This window comes from Streptococcus sp. 2022WUSS135, assembly GCF_044427045.1.
GTDB classification, from domain to species: Bacteria; Bacillota; Bacilli; order Lactobacillales; family Streptococcaceae; genus Streptococcus; species Streptococcus hashimotonensis.
Genome location: NZ_JAOTGL010000003.1, coordinates 14,723 through 37,139 on the forward strand (window position 1 = coordinate 14,723; position 22,417 = coordinate 37,139).

The window sequence follows — 22,417 nt, forward strand, 5'->3', positions numbered from 1 at the left end:
CCTAAATATTTTACTCTTCTAATGCTTTTATAGTCGCTGCATCAATACCAACAGCTTTAGCCATTTCTTCATTGACAGTAATAGCCGCTGTATTTGGTTTTTCAACTGCTAAGTCAGCAGGCTTTTCACCCTTCAAAATCTTCACGGCCAATTCACCAGCTTGAACACCGATAGCATGGTAGTCGACACCGTAGGTAAATAGAGCTGCGTCAATAACTGCCGCGTCACTTCCCATAGCTGGAACTTTTGCTTCTTTTAAAATATCACCGATTGTTGAAGCTGTAGAGGCAACTGTATTATCAGTTGGAAGATAGATAGCATCGACTTTTCCTGCAAGTGAAGTAATAGCTTGCTGAACATCGTTTGTAGTCGTAACTGTTGTCACTTCTACCTTTACACCTTTTGCTTCGAGTGCTTTTTTAGCCTGCTCAGCTTGAACTTCTGAGTTAACCTCGCTAGAATTGTAGAAAATACCGACAGTCTTCGCAGTTGGTACAACTTTGAGCAACATCTCGATTTGACCTTCCACATCAGTTGCATCAGTAGATCCTGTCATGGTCCCACCTGGTTTTTCCAATGATTCAACCAAACCTGCTTCAACTGGATCTGTGACAGCTGTAAATACACTTGATGTTTCACTATCTGCATTAAGCATGGCTTGGGCTGCCGGTGTTGCGATGGCAAAGTTAATATCATTTTTCCCTGCCAATTTCTCAACCATTGTCTGTAAGTTTGCTTGATCACCTTGGGCATTTTGCAAATCAATCGTCAGATTTTCACCTTCCTTGTAGCCTGCTTCTTCGAGTGCCTCTACAAAACCTTCACGAGCTGAGGTCAATGCTTCATGTTCAGCATATTGAATAATACCAACATTGACTGAGCTTGAATCTGACGAATTGGAACTGCATGCAACAAGCGTTACTGCTGACAAAAGTGCCACTGAACTAAGTATAATTTTTTTAAATCCCATGATTATTCTCCTTTTATAAATATAATTGCAAACAAGAAAGGACCGCTTAGACTACACTCTAAACGGTCCTTATATTTCATCTGTATAGGAAAACAGAATGAATTATCCGTGCCATCTAGATGTATCATCTATGGGCACATGTCAAAATAGCTACAGCCACATAGATACAAACTTTACGTTCCCGTGTTTGCATCCATGTTGACCATGTCTACAAACACTATCTAAAATAGCCGTAGAAATAAGTATGATTAGCTGAATGATTTTGACACATCTGTAACATCTCTGTTTCCCTTTCTCATTTATTTGTAACTATCATAACTGTTTTCAAATTATTTGTCAATAGGAAATTGCGTAAATTTTCAGATTTTTCATGTTTTTTTGAATTTTTCCAAAAATAACCCCATATATTATTAGCTATAAAACGATCTGTCAACAGCCGCAGCTATAACTCAATGCTTTCTTGTTTCTGGGATTGCTTGCACAGTAAATAGACTGTTCAAGGCGGGAGATATAAGAGCGGAGTGCAAAATCGGGTCAACAACGACTGATTTTGATTTTCGAAGGGTATAAATGACTATATTTGATGTCACAAAAAAGTCTGAACCTAAGCCCAGACCCTACTAAAACAATTATTTAACTTCAACTTTTTCAGTCCAAGGACATGCTGTAGTTGCTAGAACCTCGTTGAGTTCTTCTACGTTGCGACGACCTTGATCTGCCAACCAAGCTTTGGTTGCTTCTTCACCCTCGCTTGCAAAGATGGCTACTGCATCCTTCCAAGTCGCCCGACCACAAAGGACACCATTAAAGCTTGAACCTGCTTCTTTGGCAAAGACAAGTGTTTCTTGGAAGAGTTTGGCAGACACACCTGCACTCAAATAAATGAATGGCAAGTGAGTACTGTCTGTTTGTTCCTTGAAGAAGGCCTTGGCTTCCTCAACTGTATAGACTGGCTCTTCATCTGTGTAGCCTTCTACAAAGTTCATATTGACAGGCACTTCAACCTTGAGCACGTCGGCATTATAACGTGACTTGCTAAATTCACGCATGGCTCCATTAACCTTGTGTGGTTTGAGGGCTGCGTATTCACGAGAAGTCACATCCATATCGCTGGCATCGTAAGTCAAGATTTCGACAAAGTAAGGAATATCTTCTGCGATACACTCACTACCAATACGTTCTACCCAGGCATGCTTAATGTCGTTGATTTCTGGCTTGTCATCTACATCATAGTAAAGCAAGATTTTTACGGCATCTGCACCCAATTCCTTGATGCGTTTTGCAGACCAGTTTGGCAAAAGGTCTGGCAAACGACCCGGTGTGGACGCATCGTAACCTGTTTTTTCATAAGCAGCAATGAAGCCACAATCTGCATGACGTAATTCTGAAGCTGGAACACCATACTCAGCATCCAAGAGGATAGAGCTTGCATAAGGGGTCAAATCGCTTGAAATGACTTTCTTGAAATCAATCAAAATGTCATCTCCAAATTCGCCACCACCTGCTGCAGCAGCAAGCAAGCGTTTCAAAGCCCCCCGTTGGTCAATCGCCAAGGCCGCAATCACCTGATTGCTGTTTGACAAGCGGGTCATGTGATTGAATTTAGCCTGAGAAAGTTGTAATTTTGTCATTAGTTTCCTCCTAAGGAATTTTATTAACCAAATCGTTTCACGCCATCTAGATAGGTCGCTTGTAAGCGTCCTGCATCATCTACGACGATAAAGTCTGCAGCTCGTCCTTCTGCAATCCGACCACAAATATGGTCAATATTGACAGAGCGAGCTGGTGCCAGAGAAGCCATACGAAGGGCATCAGGTAGGGACACCAAGCCCCATTTCACAACATTCTGCACTGCTTCGATCAATTCTAAGATAGAACCTGCCAAACTACCACTTTCTTTTAAACGAGCAGTTCCATCTTTTACAACAACTTCAAATTCACCGAGGCGGGACTCCCCTTCACCCATACCGCCAGCTCGCATACAGTCCGTAATCAAAACAGTTTCCTCTGCTCCACGTGCTTTGACCACGATTTCTGCCGCAGCTGGATGAACATGGTGCCCATCACAAATCATTTCCGCATAGACATTTTTTAAATTCAAAGCAGCACCGACCATACCTGGTTCACGGTGATGAAGCCCACTCATCCCATTGTAAACATGGACGAAGATATTGGCACCAGCTTCTACTGCCGCTTCCGCTTGCGCATAGGTCGCATCGCTGTGAGCCAAGGCAGTATGAATTGCCTTGCTGTTAGCAAACTCGATGAATTCTTTGACGCCTTCACGTTCTGGAGCAATAGCAATTTTATTGACTAAACCTTTAGATAAGCTGTGCCAGTTGTCCAACTTTTCAATGGATGGATCGCTCATGTACTTAGGATTTTGTGCTCCCTTGTATTTTTCTGTAAAGAAGGGACCTTCTAAGAAAATACCTTGAATCTTGGCGCCTGTTTCCTGCCCTGCATAAGTCCCAATCGTTTCACAAACTGCATCTAAATTTTCAGTCGTATCTGTTAAGGTCGTTGGAAGCCAAGAGGTTACCCCACAAGACAAGAGGCCTTCTGAAATTACCTTGATCCCTTCAAAATCATTGTCCATAACATCGTGAGAAGCGTAGCCGTGGATATGTGTATCAACTAGCCCCGGTGCTAAATGAAAGTCCGAATAATCAACAATTTCCCCTTCAGGCTTTTCAGTCACAATCCGTCCAAACTGACCCTTGTCAGTAATTTCCAAATAGGCTGATTCGACCTCACTCTCTGGTAAAATAATAGATTTTGCTTTTATAAATACTGTCATACTATCTCCTTTATTGATATATATACTTATCAAACTGGTTATAACCATATACTAAATATATTGTAGAACTTCTATTAGAAAATGTCAAGTAATTACCATAACTTTATAAGAAATGGATGCTGTGAGAAGGTAGAAAAAAGAGTTCTTACTCCCCAAAGTACCGTTTCTGAATCTGTACTTGGAGATAAGAACTCTACGTAAGCAGTGTATACTAGGCGTCAATCCATGACCTAACACCCTGCTCCTATCAAATATAAATATATTACAACAATTCGTTGAGAGGCTTGAAGATGATACGTTCCAAATCAGCTACATAAGTTCCCAATTGTTGTTGCTTGCTGAAATATTCCGTCAAAAGTGGATTTCCCTGAACTTTCTTGTTGAAATCCAACATTTTCTTTTGGTCAGCTTCAGTAGGAATTTCACCAGCCTGCAATTTAGATTGGATTTCTTTTTGGAAAGAAATATAACTTTCCAATATTTCTTTGGCTTCTGAATCCCCCTCAACTGAGACCTTAACGGCTTCCACCGCCTTATATTCAGGCAGGTTACGGATTGCACGTTCCAATTCATTTGCTATATCATAGATATTTGTTGACATAATTTTCTCCTAATCTAAATGAATTTTGTAAGTCGTCTGCTCTCTTAAACGTTTCGCAGCGTCTTCCAAATTTCCCTTATTTTTAAACGTAATTTGTAAAATACCGTGTATATCTTCACGGTTCTCTTCATTGATACGAATATTGACAATGGAAATACCCCGTAAGACTTCCAAAACCTTCAAAATCGTATCTTCCTCATCAGGAACACTAAGGAATAAATCGTAGAAAGAATCAACACCTGCACGCTTGTGAATTTCCATGGCTTTACGAGTTTGACGCCCCTTACCAAAAAAGTCCCAAATTGCTTTTTGATCGCCAGATCTGAGCACATCTGAAATTTCTGAAAGACGTTCTTGAAATTCCTCGATTCGATTTAGAATAGAATCTGCATTGGTCAGCAAAATGCTAGTCCACATGCTCGGCTCACTTTCCGCAATCCGTGTCATGTCTCTAAATCCTCCAGCTGCAAAATTATTCGTAAAGGGATGTTCTTGCGCAAACTCTCCAGCTTGATGCATCAAACTAGAAGCCAATACGTGTGGAAAATGTGAAATTTGACTGGTCACACGGTCATGTTCTGCTGCATCAATCTGAACAAAACGTGCCCCCGTTCCAGATAATAAATCTGTCAATCGGGGAACCGCATCCCGCTTGGTAGCCTGACACGGTGTCATAATGTAGTAAGCATTCTCAAATAGATAGAGATCTGCTGCACTGGCACCAGATTTATGACTACCTGCCATAGGGTGGCCACCGATAAAATTAATTTGTCTTGGCGCCAAATGTTCCTCTGCAGCAGCCACAATTGCAGACTTCGTTGAACCTGCATCTGTAATCAAGACCGTATCCTTCAATTCAAGGGCACTAAATTCTTCAATCAAGCGCAAAGAAACTTGAATTGGAACACAAAGAAGAATCACATCAGCCTGCTTTGCTACAACCTCCAATTCCGTTGATACCTCATCAACCATCCCCTTGCCCAAGGCAATTTGGCATGATTGTTCGTTAGGATCAAAGCCAATGAGGTGATAGTCAGGATGGTCTTTACGGATACAGAGCGCAAGTGAACTTCCAATCAACCCTAGACCTACAATTAAAATCGTTTTTTTCATTAATTACTTAGAAATTTTTAACATAGTCACGATGACTGGCTACTGCAGCTTTCAATTCCTCCATATTATCGGAAGAGAACTTCTCTAGGATTTCTGTCGCTAGAGTTGTAGCTACGACTGATTCCATGACTACGCCAGCTGCTGGGAGAGCCGTTGGATCTGAACGCTCCACAGTAGCTTTATAAGGCTCATGAGTATCAATGTCAACCGACATCAATGGCTTATAGAGGGTCGGAATTGGTTTCATAACACCACGAATAATCAGAGCCTCGCCATTGGTCATACCACCTTCGAAACCACCTAGATTATTGGTTCGGCGTGTATATCCTTTTTCTTGGGACCAGAGAATTTCGTCCATGACTTGGCTCCCTTTGAGATAGCCAGCTTGGAAGCCTACTCCAAATTCTACTCCCTTAAAAGCATTGATTGAAACAATAGCCTGCGCTAATTTTGCATCTAACTTTTTATCCCATTGCACATATGACCCCAAGCCAGCTGGAACTCCTCCAACAACAGTCTCAATCACTCCGCCAATAGTATCTCCATCTCGCTTGATTTGATCAATATAGGCTTTGATTTCTTCTTCACGCTCTTGGTTGACAATGGATACTTCTGACTGGGCTGCACGCTCTTTGATTTCTTCTACGCTTAAACCATCTGGGACATCAATTTCTTTCCCTCCGAAAACGACTACATGGTTAGCAATTTCAATATCCAACTCAGCCAAAATCCGTTTGGCAACCGCACCAACAGCCACACGCATAGTTGTCTCACGCGCACTAGAACGCTCCAAGGAATTACGCAAATCATCAAAGCGATATTTCATACCACCAACTAGGTCAGCATGTCCTGGTCGTGGATGTTTGATACGACGCTTACTTTTGAGTTTCTCTTCGATGTCCTCAACTGCCATAATATCCAACCATTTTTGATGGTCTTTGTTGGTCACATTCAATGTAATCGGGGCACCGGTTGTCTTACCGTGACGAACACCAGCTGTAATCTCTACGCAATCTGTTTCAATCTGCATACGACTACCACGACCGTATCCACCTTGGCGCCGTTTTAACTCTTCATTAATATCCTCGGCTGTTAAAGGAAGACCCGCTGGAACTCCCTCAATAATGGCTGTTAGACGTGGTCCATGAGACTCACCAGCTGTTAAATAACGCATAACTTAATTCTCCAAAATTTCCAGAAACTTACGAGTGTTGCTTAAAGACATTTGTCCTGGTGCAGATGTTTCATCTAAGCTGGCAAAAGTCCAGCAGGAGCCTGTAATCACACCTGCAATACGTGTTAACTTCCCTAGTTCACCCATGGCGATCGTCGCAAATATCTGCTCAGTGTTCAGCGATTTAAAACCACGAGTATAATTCATAACATCTAGGACATCCTGCTCTGTCTTAGCCATTACAGCCATTTTAACAACAGCTGGTGATAGGCTAGTCAGTTCAGACATGATTTCCATATAATTAGACGGTGTTTCCTCAAAATTATGATAACTCAACACAAGGTTAGGAAAATCCAACATCTGCTCAAAAACCGACTTATAAGAGTAGTATTCAAAATCAATATAATCTGGCTGATAAAGCGCTGCTACTTCTTTGATTACATTGACATATTCTTGATCGTCCAAATCCAAGTGACCGCCTTCACGTGTTGTCCGAATGGTGAAAACTACTTCCTTACCACTACATTTTTCAAATATAGCAGGTGCTACTCTTAAAATATCATCTTTCGGAAGATAGTCTGCTCGCCATTCAACAATATCTGCCTCTGCTAGACGTTCTACATCAATGGCCTCTACCTCTTCCAGATTTCTAGGCATAATAGGAACTACTATTTTCATTTATCTACCTGTATCGTAAAGACCTTTAGGTAATTACTACTTTCATCATTTTTATTGATTACAAAATCGGCTGGCAAGCGATAAGTTGCCTCATAGCGATGTTTTCTAACACCAAACCCTTTTTCAATCTGCCGCTTAAATTTTTCAACAGAAACATTTGCAGCGTTGGTCGAAGCAATAATAGTTCCACCTGTATTTAGTATTTCCAAAGATTGAGAAATCAACTTGTGATAATCTTTGGCTACTGAAAAGGTTTGTTTCTTATTTCGTGCAAAGCTTGGCGGATCCAAGACAATCACATCATAGGTCAAGCCTTTACGTTTGGCATATTTGAAATATTCAAATACATCCATTACTACAAAGTGATGATTATCTAAGTCTAAACTATTAACCTTAAAATGAGCTTTAGAAAGTTCACGTGAGCGTTTGGCTAAGTCAACAGAAGTCGTTTCCCCTGCTCCGCCCATAGCAGCAGCAATAGAAAATGCTGCCGTGTACGAAAACATGTTCAAAAGTGACTTGCCTGCCGCCAGACCATCCACCAAGGAACCACGTACCTCATGCTGATCCAAAAAGATTCCCGTCATCAGTCCATCATTCATAAAGACCTGATAGCGAACTCCATTTTCCAATACAGTGAAATACTCAGGGGCTTCTTCTCCATAAAGATGAGCAGACTCAAAGGCCAAACCTTTAAAACGAATCTTCTCATAAGCTCCTCTTACTTCTGGAAATACCTGTTGAAAGGCAGCAACAATCATCTCTTTGACAGAATAAATAAAGGTATTATACCATGAAAAAACGGCATATTCATCATACAAGTCAACCGTCATTCCACCAAAATTATCTCCATCTTGATTAAATAAACGAAAAGCATTCGTCATCTCAGATTGATAAAAATGTTGACGTTTCTGTTTCGCATCCACGAATAATTTAACAAAAAAATCCATGGTCAAGTCTTGGTTGCTTCTACTAAACAGCCAGCCTATTCCCTTATTCTGTTTGGACAAATAAGCCTGACCCAAATAGCTTCCAGATTCTGAATACAAAACAGCCAGCCTGTCTTCATCAAACGAAAAACCTGAAAAATCAGCGCTATCCAAGAGTTGAATCCCTCTGTTTATTTTCTGTTCTGCAATACGGTTTACCTTTATTTTCATAGAATTATTATAACATGTTTCTTCATATATGCCAAAAAAACTCTAAACTTTGAGGCTTATTTTAAAATTATGGTATAATGAACTAAACTTTTAGAAAGGACCATGAGGTTTTATTGTGAAAAAACTAATTGACTACGTCAAGAAGAGCGGACAAACTCGACTTGGTTTCGTCTTGATTTTGCTAATCATTTACTGGCTCAAAACACTCTGGGCCTACTATGTTGATTTCAACTTAGATACACAAGGGTTTTTCCAAAATTTTATTGCTGTTATGAATCCTCTACCAGTCGGGATTTTATTACTCGGTCTCTCGCTTTATATAAAGAATACAAAAGTCTTCTATAGCGTAGCGATGATCATTTACATTATTCTTTCCGCCTGGCTCTTTTCAAATGCAGTCTATTATAGAGAATTTTCCGATTATATTTCCATCTCTACTATAATGGCTACCTCTAGTGTATCTGCTGGATTAGGGGAAGCAGCTCTTAAGTTATTTAGGCTATGGGATATTGTCTATTTTATTGATTTTATCATTTTTGGAATCCTAGTCTATCGTAAACTACTCCGGTGGGATAAAAAGACATTTCATAAAAAATCTAGCTTTGCTATTACAGCACTATCAGTCATGCTTTTCTCCATCAACCTCTTTTTAGCAGAAATTGATAGACCAGAGCTACTTACGAGAGGATTTTCTAATACTTATATCGTCAGAGCCCTTGGTTTACCTGCTTTCCTTGGTTACAATGCTAATCAAACCTACAATGCCCACAAGAATCGTTCTGGAGCAAAATCTACAGATTTGGAGCCTGTGAAACAATATATTGCAGAACATTATGCTCAACCGAATGACAACTACTTCGGTATTGCCAAAGGGCGAAATGTTATCTATCTCCACCTAGAAAGCTTACAACAATTTGTTATTGACTATAAGTTGAACGTCAACGGTGTCGAGCACGAAGTCACACCTTTCCTCAATTCTCTGTATCATTCTAGCTCTACTCTCGCCTTTTCCAATTTCTTTAACCAAGTTAAGGCAGGTAAGACCTCTGATGCCGAAACCATGATTGAAACCTCTCTTTTTGGCCTCAATCAAGGCTCTTTCATGGTCCAATACGGTGGAAGCAATACCCAACAAGCTGCACCATATATTCTCTCTCAAAATGGAGGATATACATCTGCTGTATTCCACGGTAATGCAGCCAGTTTCTGGAATAGGAACAACACCTATAAACAGTGGGGCTACAATTACTTCTTTGATCAATCCTACTTCTCTAAAGCCACTGCTGAAAATTCATTCCAATACGGTCTGAATGATAAAATCATGTTCGCCGACTCTATCCAATATCTTGAACATTTGCAGCAACCCTTCTATACCAAATTTATCACGGTTTCCAACCATTACCCCTATACAACCAGCTTGATTGGGGATGAAATCGGCTTTCCATTAGCCAATACAGATGATGAAACCATTAATGGCTATTTCGCTACTGCCAACTATCTCGATGCGTCCATAAAGGCATTTTTCGATTACTTAAAAGCGACTGGCTTGTACGAAAACTCCGTCATCGTTCTCTATGGTGATCACTATGGAATTTCTAATTCACGTAATCCTGACTTGGCACCGTTGATTGGAAAAGATTCGCAGACTTGGTCAGATTTTGACAATGCCATGATGCAACGTGTCCCTTATATGATTGTTGTACCTGGAATGACCAACGGTGGAATTTTTGATACCTATGGTGGTGAGATTGACGCACTTCCTACTCTCGAACATCTTTTAGGAATCAAATCCGATAACTATCTCCAAGTTGGTCAAGACCTGCTTTCCAGCCAACACAGCCAAATTGTGGCTCTTCGAACCGCTGGAAGTTTTATTACACCAAAATACACTAGCTACGAAGGTAAAATCTATTATACAGAAACTGGTCTTGAAATTACAAATCCAGATGAGACAACTCAGAAAGAAATTGATGCAATTAAAGAAGCTACTGCAGCACAACTGGCGACTAGCGATGCCATTCAAACTGGTGATCTTATCCGGTTCTTCGACAATGGATTGTCAGCCTTGGATCCAAGCCAATATAACTACATTGACTCATTGGCTGCCGAGATTGCACTGGAGAATAAACTTGGTACACAATCAACAAGTTTGTATAGTAAAAACGGCAATAAATCAACAATTGACCTATTTAAAGCACCAAGCTACCTAGAACTTCATGGTAGTACAACAACTACTAGCACACCAAATACTGGTACAAGCACTAGCTCAACAAGTACCAGTTCAAATTCACGGTAATATACTAAAAGGCTTAGAATCATGTCAGTTACTACATTGATTCTAAGCCTTTTTAGACCACTATTTCAAATCACTCATCTCTATTCCATCAAGGAAATATAGAATCCTCACTAGGCTCTTCCTCTGTTGATGATTTTTTAGGGATATCTATGGGAGCAGCAGTACTACTTTCAATTGCTTTTATATCTTCTGTTGTAGTTTCAGCTTCTGTTACAGTTTCTACATCTGTCGCTTCTGGACTAGGTGTCAACAAATCATCTAACCAGCTATCTGCGTTCCCTTCTCCATTAGGGACATCGGGAGTATTCGGCAATGGATTCCCAGGCAACCAAGTATCACCTGGCTCAACTGTCCCATCTTTGCTATCACTTTCAACTTTATCGAAATGAATATCGTAGACAGTATCTTCCAAAATAGGTGTATCCCATGCTACATTTGGAATAACAGGTTTTGTATAATCTCGTTTATAACCTGTATCACTCTTCAAAGATGGCGGAAAAATTCCAGCTTGGTTTAGTGTTAACCCTTTTCTAACAAGGTAAACCACTGTTTTACTAGTTCCCAAATGGGTCTGAAGTTGACCGCCTTCACCTGCTCGAAATGCGAGGGCTACATAATTCTTTGGATCATGCCAATAGTAATTTGGATGTCTACTTGGATCATTGATGTCCGTTGGATTATCCGTATTATTAGCAATGTAAGGCCCAATACGAGGAGTCGTTGTCCCAAATGCTGCCAAGCTCGTTGTGGCACTAACATAATCTGTATCTTTTTCACCACCAGTAATAACTGTCCTAAACTCAATGAACTCATAATCTTTGCTTGGAACCGGTTCTGGTACAACAAGCCCCTGCTCCTTAGCTTGTTTCCAAGTTAAGTCAGATTTCACAAAGTATATGAACCCTGCTCGAATCTCACCATTTAATTTTAAACGACCATTGGCTATCGCACTATATTTAACAGGTACATAGTCTGATAAATCGATATTTGAAACATCATCACTTGGAGTGTAAATATTTTTGGTTGGCTTACGATAAACATTATCAAAATCAGCATAAAAACTTTGATGTTCTCTTGCCATCTTGCCAGACTTTGGCAAAGTAGCATTCCAACCATTAAAGACACGTCCCTTTTGTTGAAGGGTCTGCGGATAGGCGATATTCAAATCCTCCCAATTTAAATCTTTACGAACCAAATAATAAACTCTCTTCGTTTTTTTACCATTAACGACAAAATCACCAAAATCACTATTTGTACTGAATGTTACTAGAATGAAATTTTTAATATCCTGAAGACCTTCCGGATGATACTTTTGATGGACACCATTACGTGTTAAATTTTCTGTCGAACCTTCTGTATAAAAAGGTCCATATACTGATTGTTTCTCAATAGCAAGATTTACCGTTTCGGTCTTAACATCACGCTCAGGATCATCTGGCAAACTAGGATCAATTTTATAAACGTGCGCATGGTCCCCATGGCGTACACTCATATAGTTCCCATCAATTGTAATATCCTCACGTTTTACTTTAAAACGCTCCATGTACTGTTTAATGAGACGTTCTTTTCTCTGTTCAAGAGTTTCTCCATCCTTTTGTTTAAGAATACGATCTTCCGGACTTTCAAACGGCTTCGTTATATCAATTTCCTTTAATAAAACAATATGTGTGTGATCTCCATGCGGATACTCTAATCCAATTTGACCGTCAACAATGACTTTCTTAAGACGTGATGGCTCTAAATTCAGTTCTTTTGCTAAGTAGTCCAATTTCGTTTGATACTCAGTATTTTCTACCTCAGGTTGTGACTTCTTATCCGATTCAACATTTGGTTTATACTGATTCACAAGATAAGACCATTTACTCCTTTTCAATGTTTCAAAATGAATAAGATGCAAATGTTTCCCATGCCTTACTAGAATCCCGGTTTCCGTTACACCGCTGATATTTTGCCCATCAAACAAGAAACCATCACTCGTTTGAAAATCAATCCCCGGAATCCCTTCCTGTTGGTGAACGATAGGAAAAGTTGGCGACTGACGACTATCAGAGGTCAATTGTCTGTGTGTCGTGCCACCTAAGCTTGATTTTAAAATATAGTGATAATGATCCCCATGCCGAACAGTATAGCCATTGGCATCCTCTGCGACAATATCTTTAGGATCAAAAACGTATTCATCTTCGGTCTGTTTCGAGCCTGACGATAATTGGCTTCTCTTAGGTTGAGAAGAATGATTTTTTTCTTGATAGTTTTCAGGAATTAAATAAGCCCATTTTGTATTCTTTAAATCTGAATAAAAGAAAAAGTGCTTATGATCACCATGATTGACAATAATTCCTAAATCAGTTTTTTCCTCAATTTGTGACTCATCAGTGAGTAAAAAACCATCATCCGTCGCCTTATCAATCCCTGGAACTTCCTTTTTCGAATCTGAAGGAATCTCTTTTGATTGCTTTGATTGCGATGTTTCTATGCTTGTTGTTTTTTGATGGTTCGATTGCTCTCTATAGTTAGACGCTTGATAAGTAACCAATGCTACAGCACAAATAAGCGATACTCCTGCTACATAAAGCAAAGTCTTACCTTGTTTCATATCTATGTTTCTCTCCTTATTTACCATTATTATATTACCGACATGATAAATGTAATCAACTATTGTAAAATAGCATCACCACATCCACTTATTATAGTCTTTTAGTTTACTTTTATTACTAGCTTCAAAGGTTCGGGGAACCTTTAAAGGTCGGAAATGAAACAAACGAAGTTTGTGTCAACAGCCACAGGCATAACTGAAGTTAGGCAAGGCGAGTTAACGAAGTAATAAAAGAAAAACTAAATGACGATAAAGTTAAAAACCGTCGATTTATTTACTAGTTAAGTATATCACCCATATCGAAATTTAGCAAGTGGTGAGCTACTTTCCAAAAATAAAGAACCTGGTTCATCACTACCAAGTTCTTTAGATTTTTATACTTATTTAGCAAGTTTTGCTTTAGCAGCATCTGCAAGAGCTGTGAAAGCTGCTGCATCGTTTACTGCCAAGTCAGCAAGCATTTTGCGGTTTACTTCGATTTCAGCCAATTTCAAACCGTGCATCAATTGTGAGTATGACAAACCGTTCATACGAGCAGCCGCGTTGATACGAGTAATCCACAATTTACGGAAATCACGTTTTTTCTGACGGCGGTCACGGTATGCATAGTAGTAAGAGTTCATGACTTGTTCTTTCGCAGTGCGGAACAAGAGATGTTTAGCTCCGTAGTAACCTTTAGCTAATTTTAAAATACGTTTACGGCGTTTACGAGAAACAACGCCACCTTTAACACGTGCCATTTAATTTTCCTCCAAATGATAATCTAAATTCTAGTAAGTCGGCTTATTTCAAACCTGTAAGCATTGATTTGATACGCTTGAAGTCACCAGCATGTACCATACCTGCTTTACGAAGGTGACGACGTTGTTTTTTAGTTTTACCGTGGAAACGGTGTGAAGTATAAGCGCGGAAGCGTTTCAATCCACCAGAACCTGTACGTTTGAAACGTTTAGCTGATGCGCGGTGAGTTTTTTGTTTTGGCATGTTAATTCTCCTTTTGCTTAAAAAGCTTATTTTTTATCTGAAGCTGGGGCCAATTGCATAAACATTTGACGTCCGTCCATCTTAGCGCGTTGTTCGATAATGGCAATATCTTGGGTTGCTTCAGCGAACTCAGCTAATACTTTCGCTCCAACTTCTTTGTGGGTAATCATACGACCCTTGAAACGGATCGAAACCTTAACCTTATTTCCTTTTTCAAGGAATTTACGGGCATGACGAAGTTTTGTCTCGAAGTCCCCTTTATCAATAACTGGACTTAGACGCACTTCTTTTACAGTGACAACACTTTGTTTTTTGCGTTGTTCTTTCTGTTTCTTCTGATATTCAAATTTGAACTTACCGTAGTCCATAATTTTCGCTACTGGTGGTTTAGCTTGGGGTTGAATCAATACTAAATCCACGTTGGCGCTATCAGCAATGGCCTGAGCCTCATTGAGTGGTTTGATTCCCAACTGTTCACCCTCAAGACCGATAAGACGAACTTCACGCACTCGAATTTCATCATTGATGAACAAATCTTGCTTTGCTATGGCTTTTCACCTCATTTTGTATTTTTCGAGAAAAACGAAACGGACTTGCTAAACAAGTCCGCACTACACCATTATTCTTTCCGAAGAAATCTTAATCCGTAGAGCCAGACAACGTTAGTCGCAAGGCGAGAAGCTCTCACTTCTGCTTTTCTCAATACGACTATTATAACATGTCTAAAACTACTTGTCAAGAATTTCTTTCGCTTTTTCAGAAATAAATTGAACAACACCTTCGATGGATACTCCTGTTGTATCAAAGGTAATGGCATCGTCTGCTGCCTTTAAAGGAGAAACTTCTCGATGAGAATCTTTATAGTCACGAGCCGCAATTTCCTGCATTAGAGATTCCAAGTCTGTCTCAATGCCACGTTCCGTATTTTCCTTAAATCGACGAAGGGCACGCTCTTCAACAGAGGCAACAAGGAATATTTTGAGTTCTGCTTGTGGCAACACAACCGTACCAATATCACGACCATCCATGACAATACCACCAGCTTGCGCAATGTCCTGTTGCAGGCGGACCAATTCTTCCCGTACTAGAGGAAGCGCTGCTACCGCTGATACATTATTTGTTACTTGATTATCTCGAATAGGCAAAGTAACATCTTCACCACCGACAAAAACAAGTTGCTGACCGTTTTCATCACGCCCAAATTGAATGGGATACTGGGCAAGCAAGTCCACGATTCGTTTTTGATCTGTGACCTCTACACCGTTTGTCAAGGCTAGATAGGTAGCCGAGCGATACATAGCTCCTGTATCTAAGTAAGTGTATCCAAAATTTTTAGCAATAATTTTAGCAACCGTTGACTTTCCACTTGAAGCTGGACCGTCAATTGCAATTTGAATTGATTTCATAACTCCTCTTTATCTAATACGAACTACATCCCCAGGATGCGCAATCCAAGACCCTGTTGTCATTTTCTCTGGATTCAAACGCTCTAGCTCTGCAATTGAAATCCCGCCACGAGCAGCCAGTTGTCCTACACCTTCACCTGCTTGAACAGTAAGGGTAGAGCCATCCGTTGCTTCCGCTGGGCTAGAACTTGTTTCTGTCGTGTCAGTCGAAGTAGATTCTTGTGTCTCAGCAGCCGATGAAGAGCTCTCTGCTACGACTGTTGTAGTGCTTGGGGTATAAAATTCTTTTGTTGAATCTGTTTTACTACCGCCACCGATTGAGAGATAGACAGCCATAATTCCAATAATCAGTACGATAACAAAGAAAATAATTGCCAAAACTGTAAATACCGTTGTATTCGCTACCCCCTTACTCAGACGTTCTTTACGACTAGTTGTTTCTGTGTGGTAAACTTCTTCATTCCATGGCTCTTGTGACATTATTGAGAAAACTCCTTGTATTTTTATTAAAATATGATTACAATACTAATATGAAAGTAAAACTTATTCCTGAACGGTGCATTGCTTGCGGGCTCTGCCAAACCTACTCATCTCTGTTTGATTATGATGACAATGGTATCGTTGTTTTTTCAGACGACTCACAATTAGAGAAAACAATTGAACCCAATCCAGATATTCTTAAAGCCATCAAATCATGCCCTACAAAAGCCATTTCAGCGGATTGATTTGGCTTTTTTTGTATAATACTCTTCAAAATAATCCTGTTTTATTAAATGGTCTATTAATTCAATTTTACCCTTGAAGCAACTATGAATAGCTAAATGGTTAATAAAGTATTTTTTTGTCCATTTACGCATATAATACATCCGTCCGTTGGGAAACTCTTTTGCAAATATACGAATGGCTAAATAAGAAACTTCAATTTTTTCTATGGTAGCAATTTCAATTTTCTGCACTGCAAAAGGATTAGCCGAAGCAATCCGTAAATGCTCATCTTTTATCTCGAAATAGCGATGTAAGCCGAGCACTACTAATACAGCAAAGAGTGAGACAAGTAGAATAAATAATCTTGAAACTTGCAACTTCTCCAATAAAAGTGCCATACCAATAAAAATAGGTGTGAAGGTAAGTGACCAGTATATGATGGCCCATGATAAATCCGGTTGCCAATGGTAACGAATTTTACCAAAAATTTTGATCATATCGGACCTCCATCTATTATTCTAGCACAAAAAAAGAGATTTTCCTATGAAAACCTCTATCTTTTGAAATTTTTTATTACATTTACATGACAATGTTGAATGTTTTGTAAAATTTATGAAATGTTTTTGAAATATTTTGAGTAGGAATTGGTGGGAACACAATGATCAACAACCAAAATATTTTAGTCGTTCGTCTCTTGACTCTTAACATAGTAACTCAGGAGAAACTTGGCAATAAATTTTGGCCAGAATAACAAATACATTTCATAGTCTTCTTTTGTACGAATATTGTTTTCAATGCTATTTGTCGTCTCAGATTCCTCATGAATGCGGTGATACATGAGACTTTCATCTACAAAGGTAAAGCTCCCATTTTTTTGTGCAATCTGATACCAAGCAAACCAATCAAGAGAAACTTTCATTGCTTCATTAAACTTGAAATCATTCAGTTTCTTCAAATTATAAGTCACAGCTGGACAAGAAATTGGATTACCAAAGGCTAAAACCCTATTCCGCCAAAATTTCCATTTGGGAAACATGGCCATTGTCCGTAACATGAGTTGCTTGATTTTCAAGTTTGAAGTTAAGGGAATAGCCACACCTTCCTTAACTTCCTGATAATCTGAATAAGCAATTAACGTTTCCTCTGTCATCTGAGACATTATTTTTTCACAATAGTCTGGTAAATAAATATCATCTTGATGAGCAATTGTAGCATAAGGGGTTGTTACAAAAGAGAGTGCTAAATTCCAATCTTTTCCAATACCTCCTCCTTGTGCGGTATGCATTACGATTGCATTCTTTTGGCAAATTTGTTCTATATATTCACTCGGAGTACTAGTGTATAGGATGAGTTGTGATTGAAGTGTTTGCTGCTTTAACGAATGAATGCATTCTTCTAGATACTTACTATCTCCATAAGCACAGATAACAAATGTATGGTTATTCTGCATGATGCTCCTCCAACTCAGAGATTCTTTTTTTAGCCATTGATACTTCTTGAATTAAATTTTTAATCTGCTGCTTTTGTTGAGATAAAGCCATACTATGCAAAAATCCAATCACCAAGAGAACAAAAATTGCCACAGATAACAAGAAATTGGAAGTCAGACCAAACCCGAATAAATAAGCCAATTTAATAGGAATAACATCAAAGAGTGCAAAAACAATCAGTCCGAAGCCAATAACAATCCACATAAAGGCATGTTCGAATAAAATCTTATTTTTATTAATATTCCTAAAAATAAAATACAAAAAACCTAGTGAGGCAAGAAACATAGCTAATGCTTGTATAGTCATTATTCCCCCTCCTTCATAAGCGAAGCAATCAAAATAGATGAGCAAACTTCTACCATGTAGCGGATGGACTTAAATGGAGTAATCGAAGAAACCCCTCCTGCTCTCTCAAACATATTAGCAGGTGCTTCTACTACTTGGAAATTTTGCTTTAGTAAATGAACAGTTGATTCAGGTTCCGGATATTTCGTAGGGTATCGTCTGGCGAATTGAGCAATTACTTTTCTATTTCCCAAACGATAACCAGATGTTGTATCCCAAATGCGTTTTCCAGTTGTTATTTTTATCATATTTGAAATAACGCCTATTCCAAATCTTCTCATAAAACTGGTTTGGAATTCTGACAAGGTTTCACCAACAAAGCGTGAGCCAATCACCATATCAGCTTGACCAATTAAGATTGGCTGAATTAAGCTATTTAATGAACGAATGTCATGTTGACCATCACCATCAAATTGAACTGCTACGTCATAGTCATTATCCAAGGCATATTTATATCCTGTTTGAACAGCTCCGCCAATACCCAAGTTTTGTACCAAGTGAATTGCATTTAATTTATTGTTTATCAAAATTTCTTTCGTGCGATCTGTTGAGCCATCATTAATGACAACATAATCCAATTGGAAATTCACACTATTTCTATAATCTATAATTCCCTGAACAGTTTGAAGGATACTTTCTTCTTCATTGTAGGCAGGAATAATCATTAATACTTTCATTTTTTCTCTCTAAAACTAGAATTCTATATAACTTTTCAGATTCTACTTACTCATTTGAAGAAACTATAATATACATATTTTAGCATAGCTATCCTATTATTCATTAAAGTCGAAGTTTATGTCTGATTTTTGTCGCGATATTGCTGATTAATCTTGCATAACGCTCCAATCTTGTTGGATGCATATTTAAAGTCAGTAACTCTTTTATGTGACTTAAATTTGTATTTTGGTGTCCAGCATATTCTAAGTGATTGATGCCGTTCAGTATTTCTTTATAGGCAACTTCCGGTGTATATAGAGTACGTAAACGTTCCACATCAAGCCGAGCCCTATCTGAAAAATCTCTAAAGGATTCAATCACTTGCTCTAACTTAGTCACCAAGTCTTCTATATCGCCCAATTTATAAATTTGACCTGCTGAGAATATTTCAAATGCCGTCAAATGTCCTAAATTATCTGATAGAATTACTGGAAGCCCTCTTAAGATTGCTTCAACATAGACTAAGCCAAAAGTTTCCATAGATGAGGGGAAAACACAGATATCTCTATCAGTTACTTCTTCCCAAGGATTATCTAAGTTACCTAAAAATATAACATTTTTCTGTAATTTATTTTCATGGATATATTCATCACAAATAGCTTTGTATTTACTATCCCATCCTCCAATAAAAACCAATTCAATATCTAATCTATTTAGTGTCTTATATGCTTTTATAAGTTCTAATTGATTTTTTCCTTCTGTTAATCGACCAACAGAAACAATTCTAACTTGGTTGCCTTTTTTTAAATCTTTTGTTTCTTGCTCAGTATAAGAAATAAACGGATGAACTTTCTTATTAAATAGTGGTGTTAAAAAATTATTTAACTCTCCAGTCACACTAAATAATTCTGAAGAATACTCTTCTATGAAGTCAATTTTATCAGCATAATAAGCAAACTCATTTTTAGGGAATTCATGAATTAGCCAAAAATGGGGAACCTTTTGACATGAGGCAGCAATTGCTCCCTGAAAAACATTAACAGTATTTGAAATAACCAAGTCTATCTCATTTTGCTCAATAATTTCAGCTATGTCCTGAACATTCTGGCGATAGTAGCTTGTAGCCTCTTCTCTATTAAGGATTTCTCCACCTGGTGCATCCGGCCACCACCACTTGACAGTTGGCAAATAGTAATTCTTAACCCCTATCATTTTATAAAGTTGCTCATGCTTATCTTGCGGTTCCCCTCCTATTGCATGAGTAACATTTATAACTGTGTGTCCCAGTTGAATAAGGTACTTCATTAGATAATAAATAGACTTCTCCGCACCATTATCCATACTAGTCGTAGGAGAAATAAACAAAATACGTTTCATTAGACTAACTCTTCTTTCAAAAAATCATTAATTCTATTTGCTGTAGTGCAATGATTCATTACAAATTCAAAAGCATTTTCTGCTATTTGTTCTCTCAAGTCTTGTTCAAGAATCAATCTCTCCAATTTACTTTCCCATTCGTTATCATCTGCTAGAACTCCAGTCACTCCATCTTGAATCATTTCTTCAAATGCTCCAAGATTACTTGCAACTGTCACAACTTTAACTGCTGCCGCTTCTATCCATTTAATTTCCGACTTTGCTTCATTAAAGGTTGTGGTTACAAGCGGCGCTAAGTTAATATCAACTTGTGAAATTAAAATTGGAAGCTTTCTCCAATCAACATACTCATGACTCACAATCTGTTTTTTGAATTTTTGGAATGGTTTAGGAATGTCTAAATATCCTACTATATGTAATTCCACTTGCGGGTACTTTTGAAGCAGATGTAGCAATGCTTGACTAATTAAATCAAAATTTTCGTTGTGTGTAATTGACCCTGAGAAATATCCTATTTTGACTTTATTGTCGTTCGAATTTTTCTTAACTTGTAAACTACGCTCAACTAATTCTTTAGACATGACGTTGCGATTCAAGATAACCTTGTTTTTATATTGTTCAAGCTCATCTTTCAATTTCGAAGTCGATGTGATAGCATAGTCGCAGAGAGAAAGCATTTTTTTGTAAGCTAAGACACTTGTATCATAGCCTTTTTTCTCTCTCTTGCTCAAGCCTTGGGTAAATTCAAGTTCATCTGTAAATTTTGTATCAAAAACCAAATCATCAATATCAAAATAAACAGGTCTGTTCTTTATGTGTGCCGCCCTACATATTTCTTTCAGCATATCATTGAATGGAGCTCTATAAATAATAATATGACTAGCAAACTGTGCATCCTGAAGTTGTACAAGAGAATTATTTATCACTCGAACTGTATAACCAAGTTCTCGCAATTGCTCAGCCTTATTTAACACACGATAACGTGTACATTGTGGAATAATATTTTCGACACCATCAATAATCAAAATATAAGATTGATTTTCTCTAGTTTTAAAATCTTCTAATATAGAAGACACCACTTCAATCGGATAATCTGTTTCCTTAGCAATATACTCCATCAAATCCGGAATCTCAGATTCTCTTTCTAAACCATGCCAAAAATATTGTTCTCTGTCATAATTTCTAAAGGCCGAATACTTAACTAATGGACAACCTTGCTTTAATAATTTAAGCGGATGAATATACAATGCACTATCTTTCGTGTCTTTAATCAATGCATCATACTTAAAGCCTCGATCATAAAAATATTTTGCAAACACAGTTTCATGTTTTCCAATTGCCTTATTACGAGAATCCGTGTCAGAGAGCTTTTCCCAATAATCATAAAATCCTTCATATCTTAGTAAACTATTTTCAACAACAACAAAATATGATTGTAAGTGCTTTGGAATTTTACCATAAGGGTTATAACCTGTAAAGTCTAGCTGCTCCTCACCCATGGAAATTCCCCAAAAGTCTAGCTGATCGGAATTAAACTCAGAGAAAACCTCTTCCAAATCTCTAAAAGGACCAATATTCGTATCATTAACCAAGATGAGCTGATTATATTGTTGTAACGCCTCTTTTCCAGTATGCATTATCCCATGTCGGAAAGCCGCAACGTCATACCCCTCATTTTCTCTTTCCACAACTTTACCATATTGTGCTAAACGATTTATATCAGCCTGTGGAAGTTTACCATTTACAACAATTAAAACATCTCGAGAAATTTTAGCCAATGCCTCTAAAAAAATTACTTTATAGTCCTGTAAAGACGATTGATGTTCATAAATTGTGTAAATCAAGTAACGATTTTTGATATCTGAATAATTATTTCTACGTTGCTTATCACGTTGCAAAGCTAGTAGAGTTCGCTTTATATATTTTGGAATGCTCCAGAAAAACTTTGCAATATTTTTGGTAAGCTCTAATATATAAAACAATAGCTTGTATTTACCTGATAAGATAAATAATCGCGTTGTGAAATTTCTAATCCACCTTTTCACAGTGTTACCAATCACTTTCTATT

22 protein-coding genes and 1 other annotated feature are annotated in these 22,417 nt (G+C 38.2%); of the genes, 2 read left to right on the top strand and 20 right to left on the bottom strand.

Annotation, left to right across the window (positions count from 1 at the left end; genetic code table 11):
• Positions 1-10: 10 nt before the first annotated feature.
• From ODU45_RS01810 to ODU45_RS01845, 8 genes are all read right to left on the bottom strand, one after another.
• Positions 11-970: an ABC transporter substrate-binding protein gene (locus tag ODU45_RS01810; RefSeq protein WP_398580646.1), complete on the bottom strand. Its 960-nt coding sequence runs from the start codon at positions 968-970 to the stop codon at positions 11-13.
• Between the two features lie 629 nt (positions 971-1,599).
• Positions 1,600-2,601: a tagatose-bisphosphate aldolase gene (gene lacD, locus ODU45_RS01815; RefSeq protein ID WP_274717844.1), complete on the bottom strand. Its 1,002-nt coding sequence runs from the start codon at positions 2,599-2,601 to the stop codon at positions 1,600-1,602.
• Between the two features lie 23 nt (positions 2,602-2,624).
• Complete coding sequence (nagA, locus tag ODU45_RS01820; RefSeq protein ID WP_024395469.1) at positions 2,625-3,770, bottom strand: N-acetylglucosamine-6-phosphate deacetylase; 1,146 nt, start codon at positions 3,768-3,770, stop codon at positions 2,625-2,627.
• A 262-nt stretch (positions 3,771-4,032) separates the two neighbouring features.
• Positions 4,033-4,371 carry a YlbF/YmcA family competence regulator gene (locus ODU45_RS01825; protein ID WP_024401417.1) on the bottom strand — a complete coding sequence of 113 codons (339 nt, stop codon included), beginning with the start codon at positions 4,369-4,371 and terminating at the stop codon, positions 4,033-4,035.
• Positions 4,372-4,380: 9 nt separating this feature from the next.
• Positions 4,381-5,484: a prephenate dehydrogenase gene (locus ODU45_RS01830; RefSeq protein ID WP_398580647.1), complete on the bottom strand. Its 1,104-nt coding sequence runs from the start codon at positions 5,482-5,484 to the stop codon at positions 4,381-4,383.
• Positions 5,485-5,491: 7 nt separating this feature from the next.
• The gene (gene aroC / locus ODU45_RS01835) at positions 5,492-6,658 is read right to left on the bottom strand and encodes a chorismate synthase (RefSeq protein WP_398580648.1); all 1,167 of its coding nucleotides are present in this window, start codon (positions 6,656-6,658) and stop codon (positions 5,492-5,494) included.
• 3 nt (positions 6,659-6,661) lie between these two features.
• Entirely contained in the window at positions 6,662-7,336 is a 675-nt protein-coding gene (gene aroD, locus ODU45_RS01840; protein ID WP_044758954.1) for a type I 3-dehydroquinate dehydratase, read from the bottom strand.
• Positions 7,333-8,496, bottom strand: a complete 1,164-nt coding sequence (locus ODU45_RS01845; RefSeq protein WP_398580649.1) for a class I SAM-dependent rRNA methyltransferase — start codon at positions 8,494-8,496, stop codon at positions 7,333-7,335. The genes aroD and ODU45_RS01845 overlap by 4 nt, the downstream gene beginning before the upstream one ends.
• A 115-nt stretch (positions 8,497-8,611) precedes the next feature.
• On the opposite strand from ODU45_RS01845, the gene ODU45_RS01850 reads away from it, so the two are divergent.
• On the top strand, positions 8,612-10,792 hold the full coding sequence (locus ODU45_RS01850; RefSeq protein ID WP_044758957.1) for an LTA synthase family protein: 2,181 nt from the start codon (positions 8,612-8,614) through the stop codon (positions 10,790-10,792).
• Positions 10,793-10,880: 88 nt separating this feature from the next.
• Here ODU45_RS01850 and ODU45_RS01855 read toward each other — a convergent pair whose 3' ends face one another.
• The 6 genes from ODU45_RS01855 to ODU45_RS01880 form a co-directional block, all read right to left on the bottom strand.
• Complete coding sequence (locus ODU45_RS01855; RefSeq protein WP_398580650.1) at positions 10,881-13,385, bottom strand: pneumococcal-type histidine triad protein; 2,505 nt, start codon at positions 13,383-13,385, stop codon at positions 10,881-10,883.
• A 380-nt stretch (positions 13,386-13,765) separates the two neighbouring features.
• Entirely contained in the window at positions 13,766-14,125 is a 360-nt protein-coding gene (gene rplT, locus ODU45_RS01860) for a 50S ribosomal protein L20 (RefSeq protein WP_012028296.1), read from the bottom strand.
• Between the two features lie 43 nt (positions 14,126-14,168).
• Positions 14,169-14,369, bottom strand: a complete 201-nt coding sequence (gene rpmI, locus ODU45_RS01865) for a 50S ribosomal protein L35 (protein ID WP_012027223.1) — start codon at positions 14,367-14,369, stop codon at positions 14,169-14,171.
• Positions 14,370-14,395: 26 nt separating this feature from the next.
• Complete coding sequence (gene infC / locus ODU45_RS01870) at positions 14,396-14,902, bottom strand: translation initiation factor IF-3 (RefSeq protein WP_002940606.1); 507 nt, start codon at positions 14,900-14,902, stop codon at positions 14,396-14,398.
• Positions 14,903-14,942: 40 nt separating this feature from the next.
• Positions 14,943-15,071: a sequence feature (ribosomal protein L20 leader region), on the bottom strand.
• A 26-nt stretch (positions 15,072-15,097) separates the two neighbouring features.
• Complete coding sequence (gene cmk / locus ODU45_RS01875) at positions 15,098-15,775, bottom strand: (d)CMP kinase (RefSeq protein WP_398580403.1); 678 nt, start codon at positions 15,773-15,775, stop codon at positions 15,098-15,100.
• 9 nt (positions 15,776-15,784) lie between these two features.
• Positions 15,785-16,255 carry an SAG1386/EF1546 family surface-associated protein gene (locus ODU45_RS01880; RefSeq protein ID WP_044671322.1) on the bottom strand — a complete coding sequence of 157 codons (471 nt, stop codon included), beginning with the start codon at positions 16,253-16,255 and terminating at the stop codon, positions 15,785-15,787.
• 50 nt (positions 16,256-16,305) lie between these two features.
• Between ODU45_RS01880 and ODU45_RS01885 the strand changes: the two genes are divergently transcribed.
• The gene (locus tag ODU45_RS01885) at positions 16,306-16,500 is read left to right on the top strand and encodes a ferredoxin (RefSeq protein WP_044671351.1); all 195 of its coding nucleotides are present in this window, start codon (positions 16,306-16,308) and stop codon (positions 16,498-16,500) included.
• Here ODU45_RS01885 and ODU45_RS01890 read toward each other — a convergent pair.
• From ODU45_RS01890 to ODU45_RS01915, 6 genes are all read right to left on the bottom strand, one after another.
• Positions 16,489-16,977, bottom strand: a complete 489-nt coding sequence (locus ODU45_RS01890) for an EbsA family protein (RefSeq protein ID WP_012027226.1) — start codon at positions 16,975-16,977, stop codon at positions 16,489-16,491. The two genes, ODU45_RS01885 and ODU45_RS01890, sit on opposite strands and share 12 nt — an antisense overlap.
• 182 nt (positions 16,978-17,159) lie before the next feature.
• On the bottom strand, positions 17,160-17,930 hold the full coding sequence (locus tag ODU45_RS01895) for a glycosyltransferase (RefSeq protein ID WP_105248560.1): 771 nt from the start codon (positions 17,928-17,930) through the stop codon (positions 17,160-17,162).
• Positions 17,920-18,276: a DUF2304 domain-containing protein gene (locus ODU45_RS01900; protein WP_002937073.1), complete on the bottom strand. Its 357-nt coding sequence runs from the start codon at positions 18,274-18,276 to the stop codon at positions 17,920-17,922. The genes ODU45_RS01895 and ODU45_RS01900 overlap by 11 nt, the downstream gene beginning before the upstream one ends.
• The gene (locus ODU45_RS01905) at positions 18,276-18,992 is read right to left on the bottom strand and encodes a glycosyltransferase family 2 protein (protein WP_044754523.1); all 717 of its coding nucleotides are present in this window, start codon (positions 18,990-18,992) and stop codon (positions 18,276-18,278) included. Before ODU45_RS01905 ends, ODU45_RS01900 begins: the two co-directional genes overlap by 1 nt.
• A 103-nt stretch (positions 18,993-19,095) precedes the next feature.
• Complete coding sequence (locus ODU45_RS01910) at positions 19,096-20,349, bottom strand: glycosyltransferase family 4 protein (RefSeq protein WP_398580651.1); 1,254 nt, start codon at positions 20,347-20,349, stop codon at positions 19,096-19,098.
• A complete protein-coding gene (locus tag ODU45_RS01915; RefSeq protein WP_398580652.1) occupies positions 20,349-22,409 on the bottom strand; it encodes a rhamnan synthesis F family protein in 2,061 nt (686 codons plus the stop codon). The genes ODU45_RS01910 and ODU45_RS01915 overlap by 1 nt, the downstream gene beginning before the upstream one ends.
• Positions 22,410-22,417: the final 8 nt, after the last annotated feature.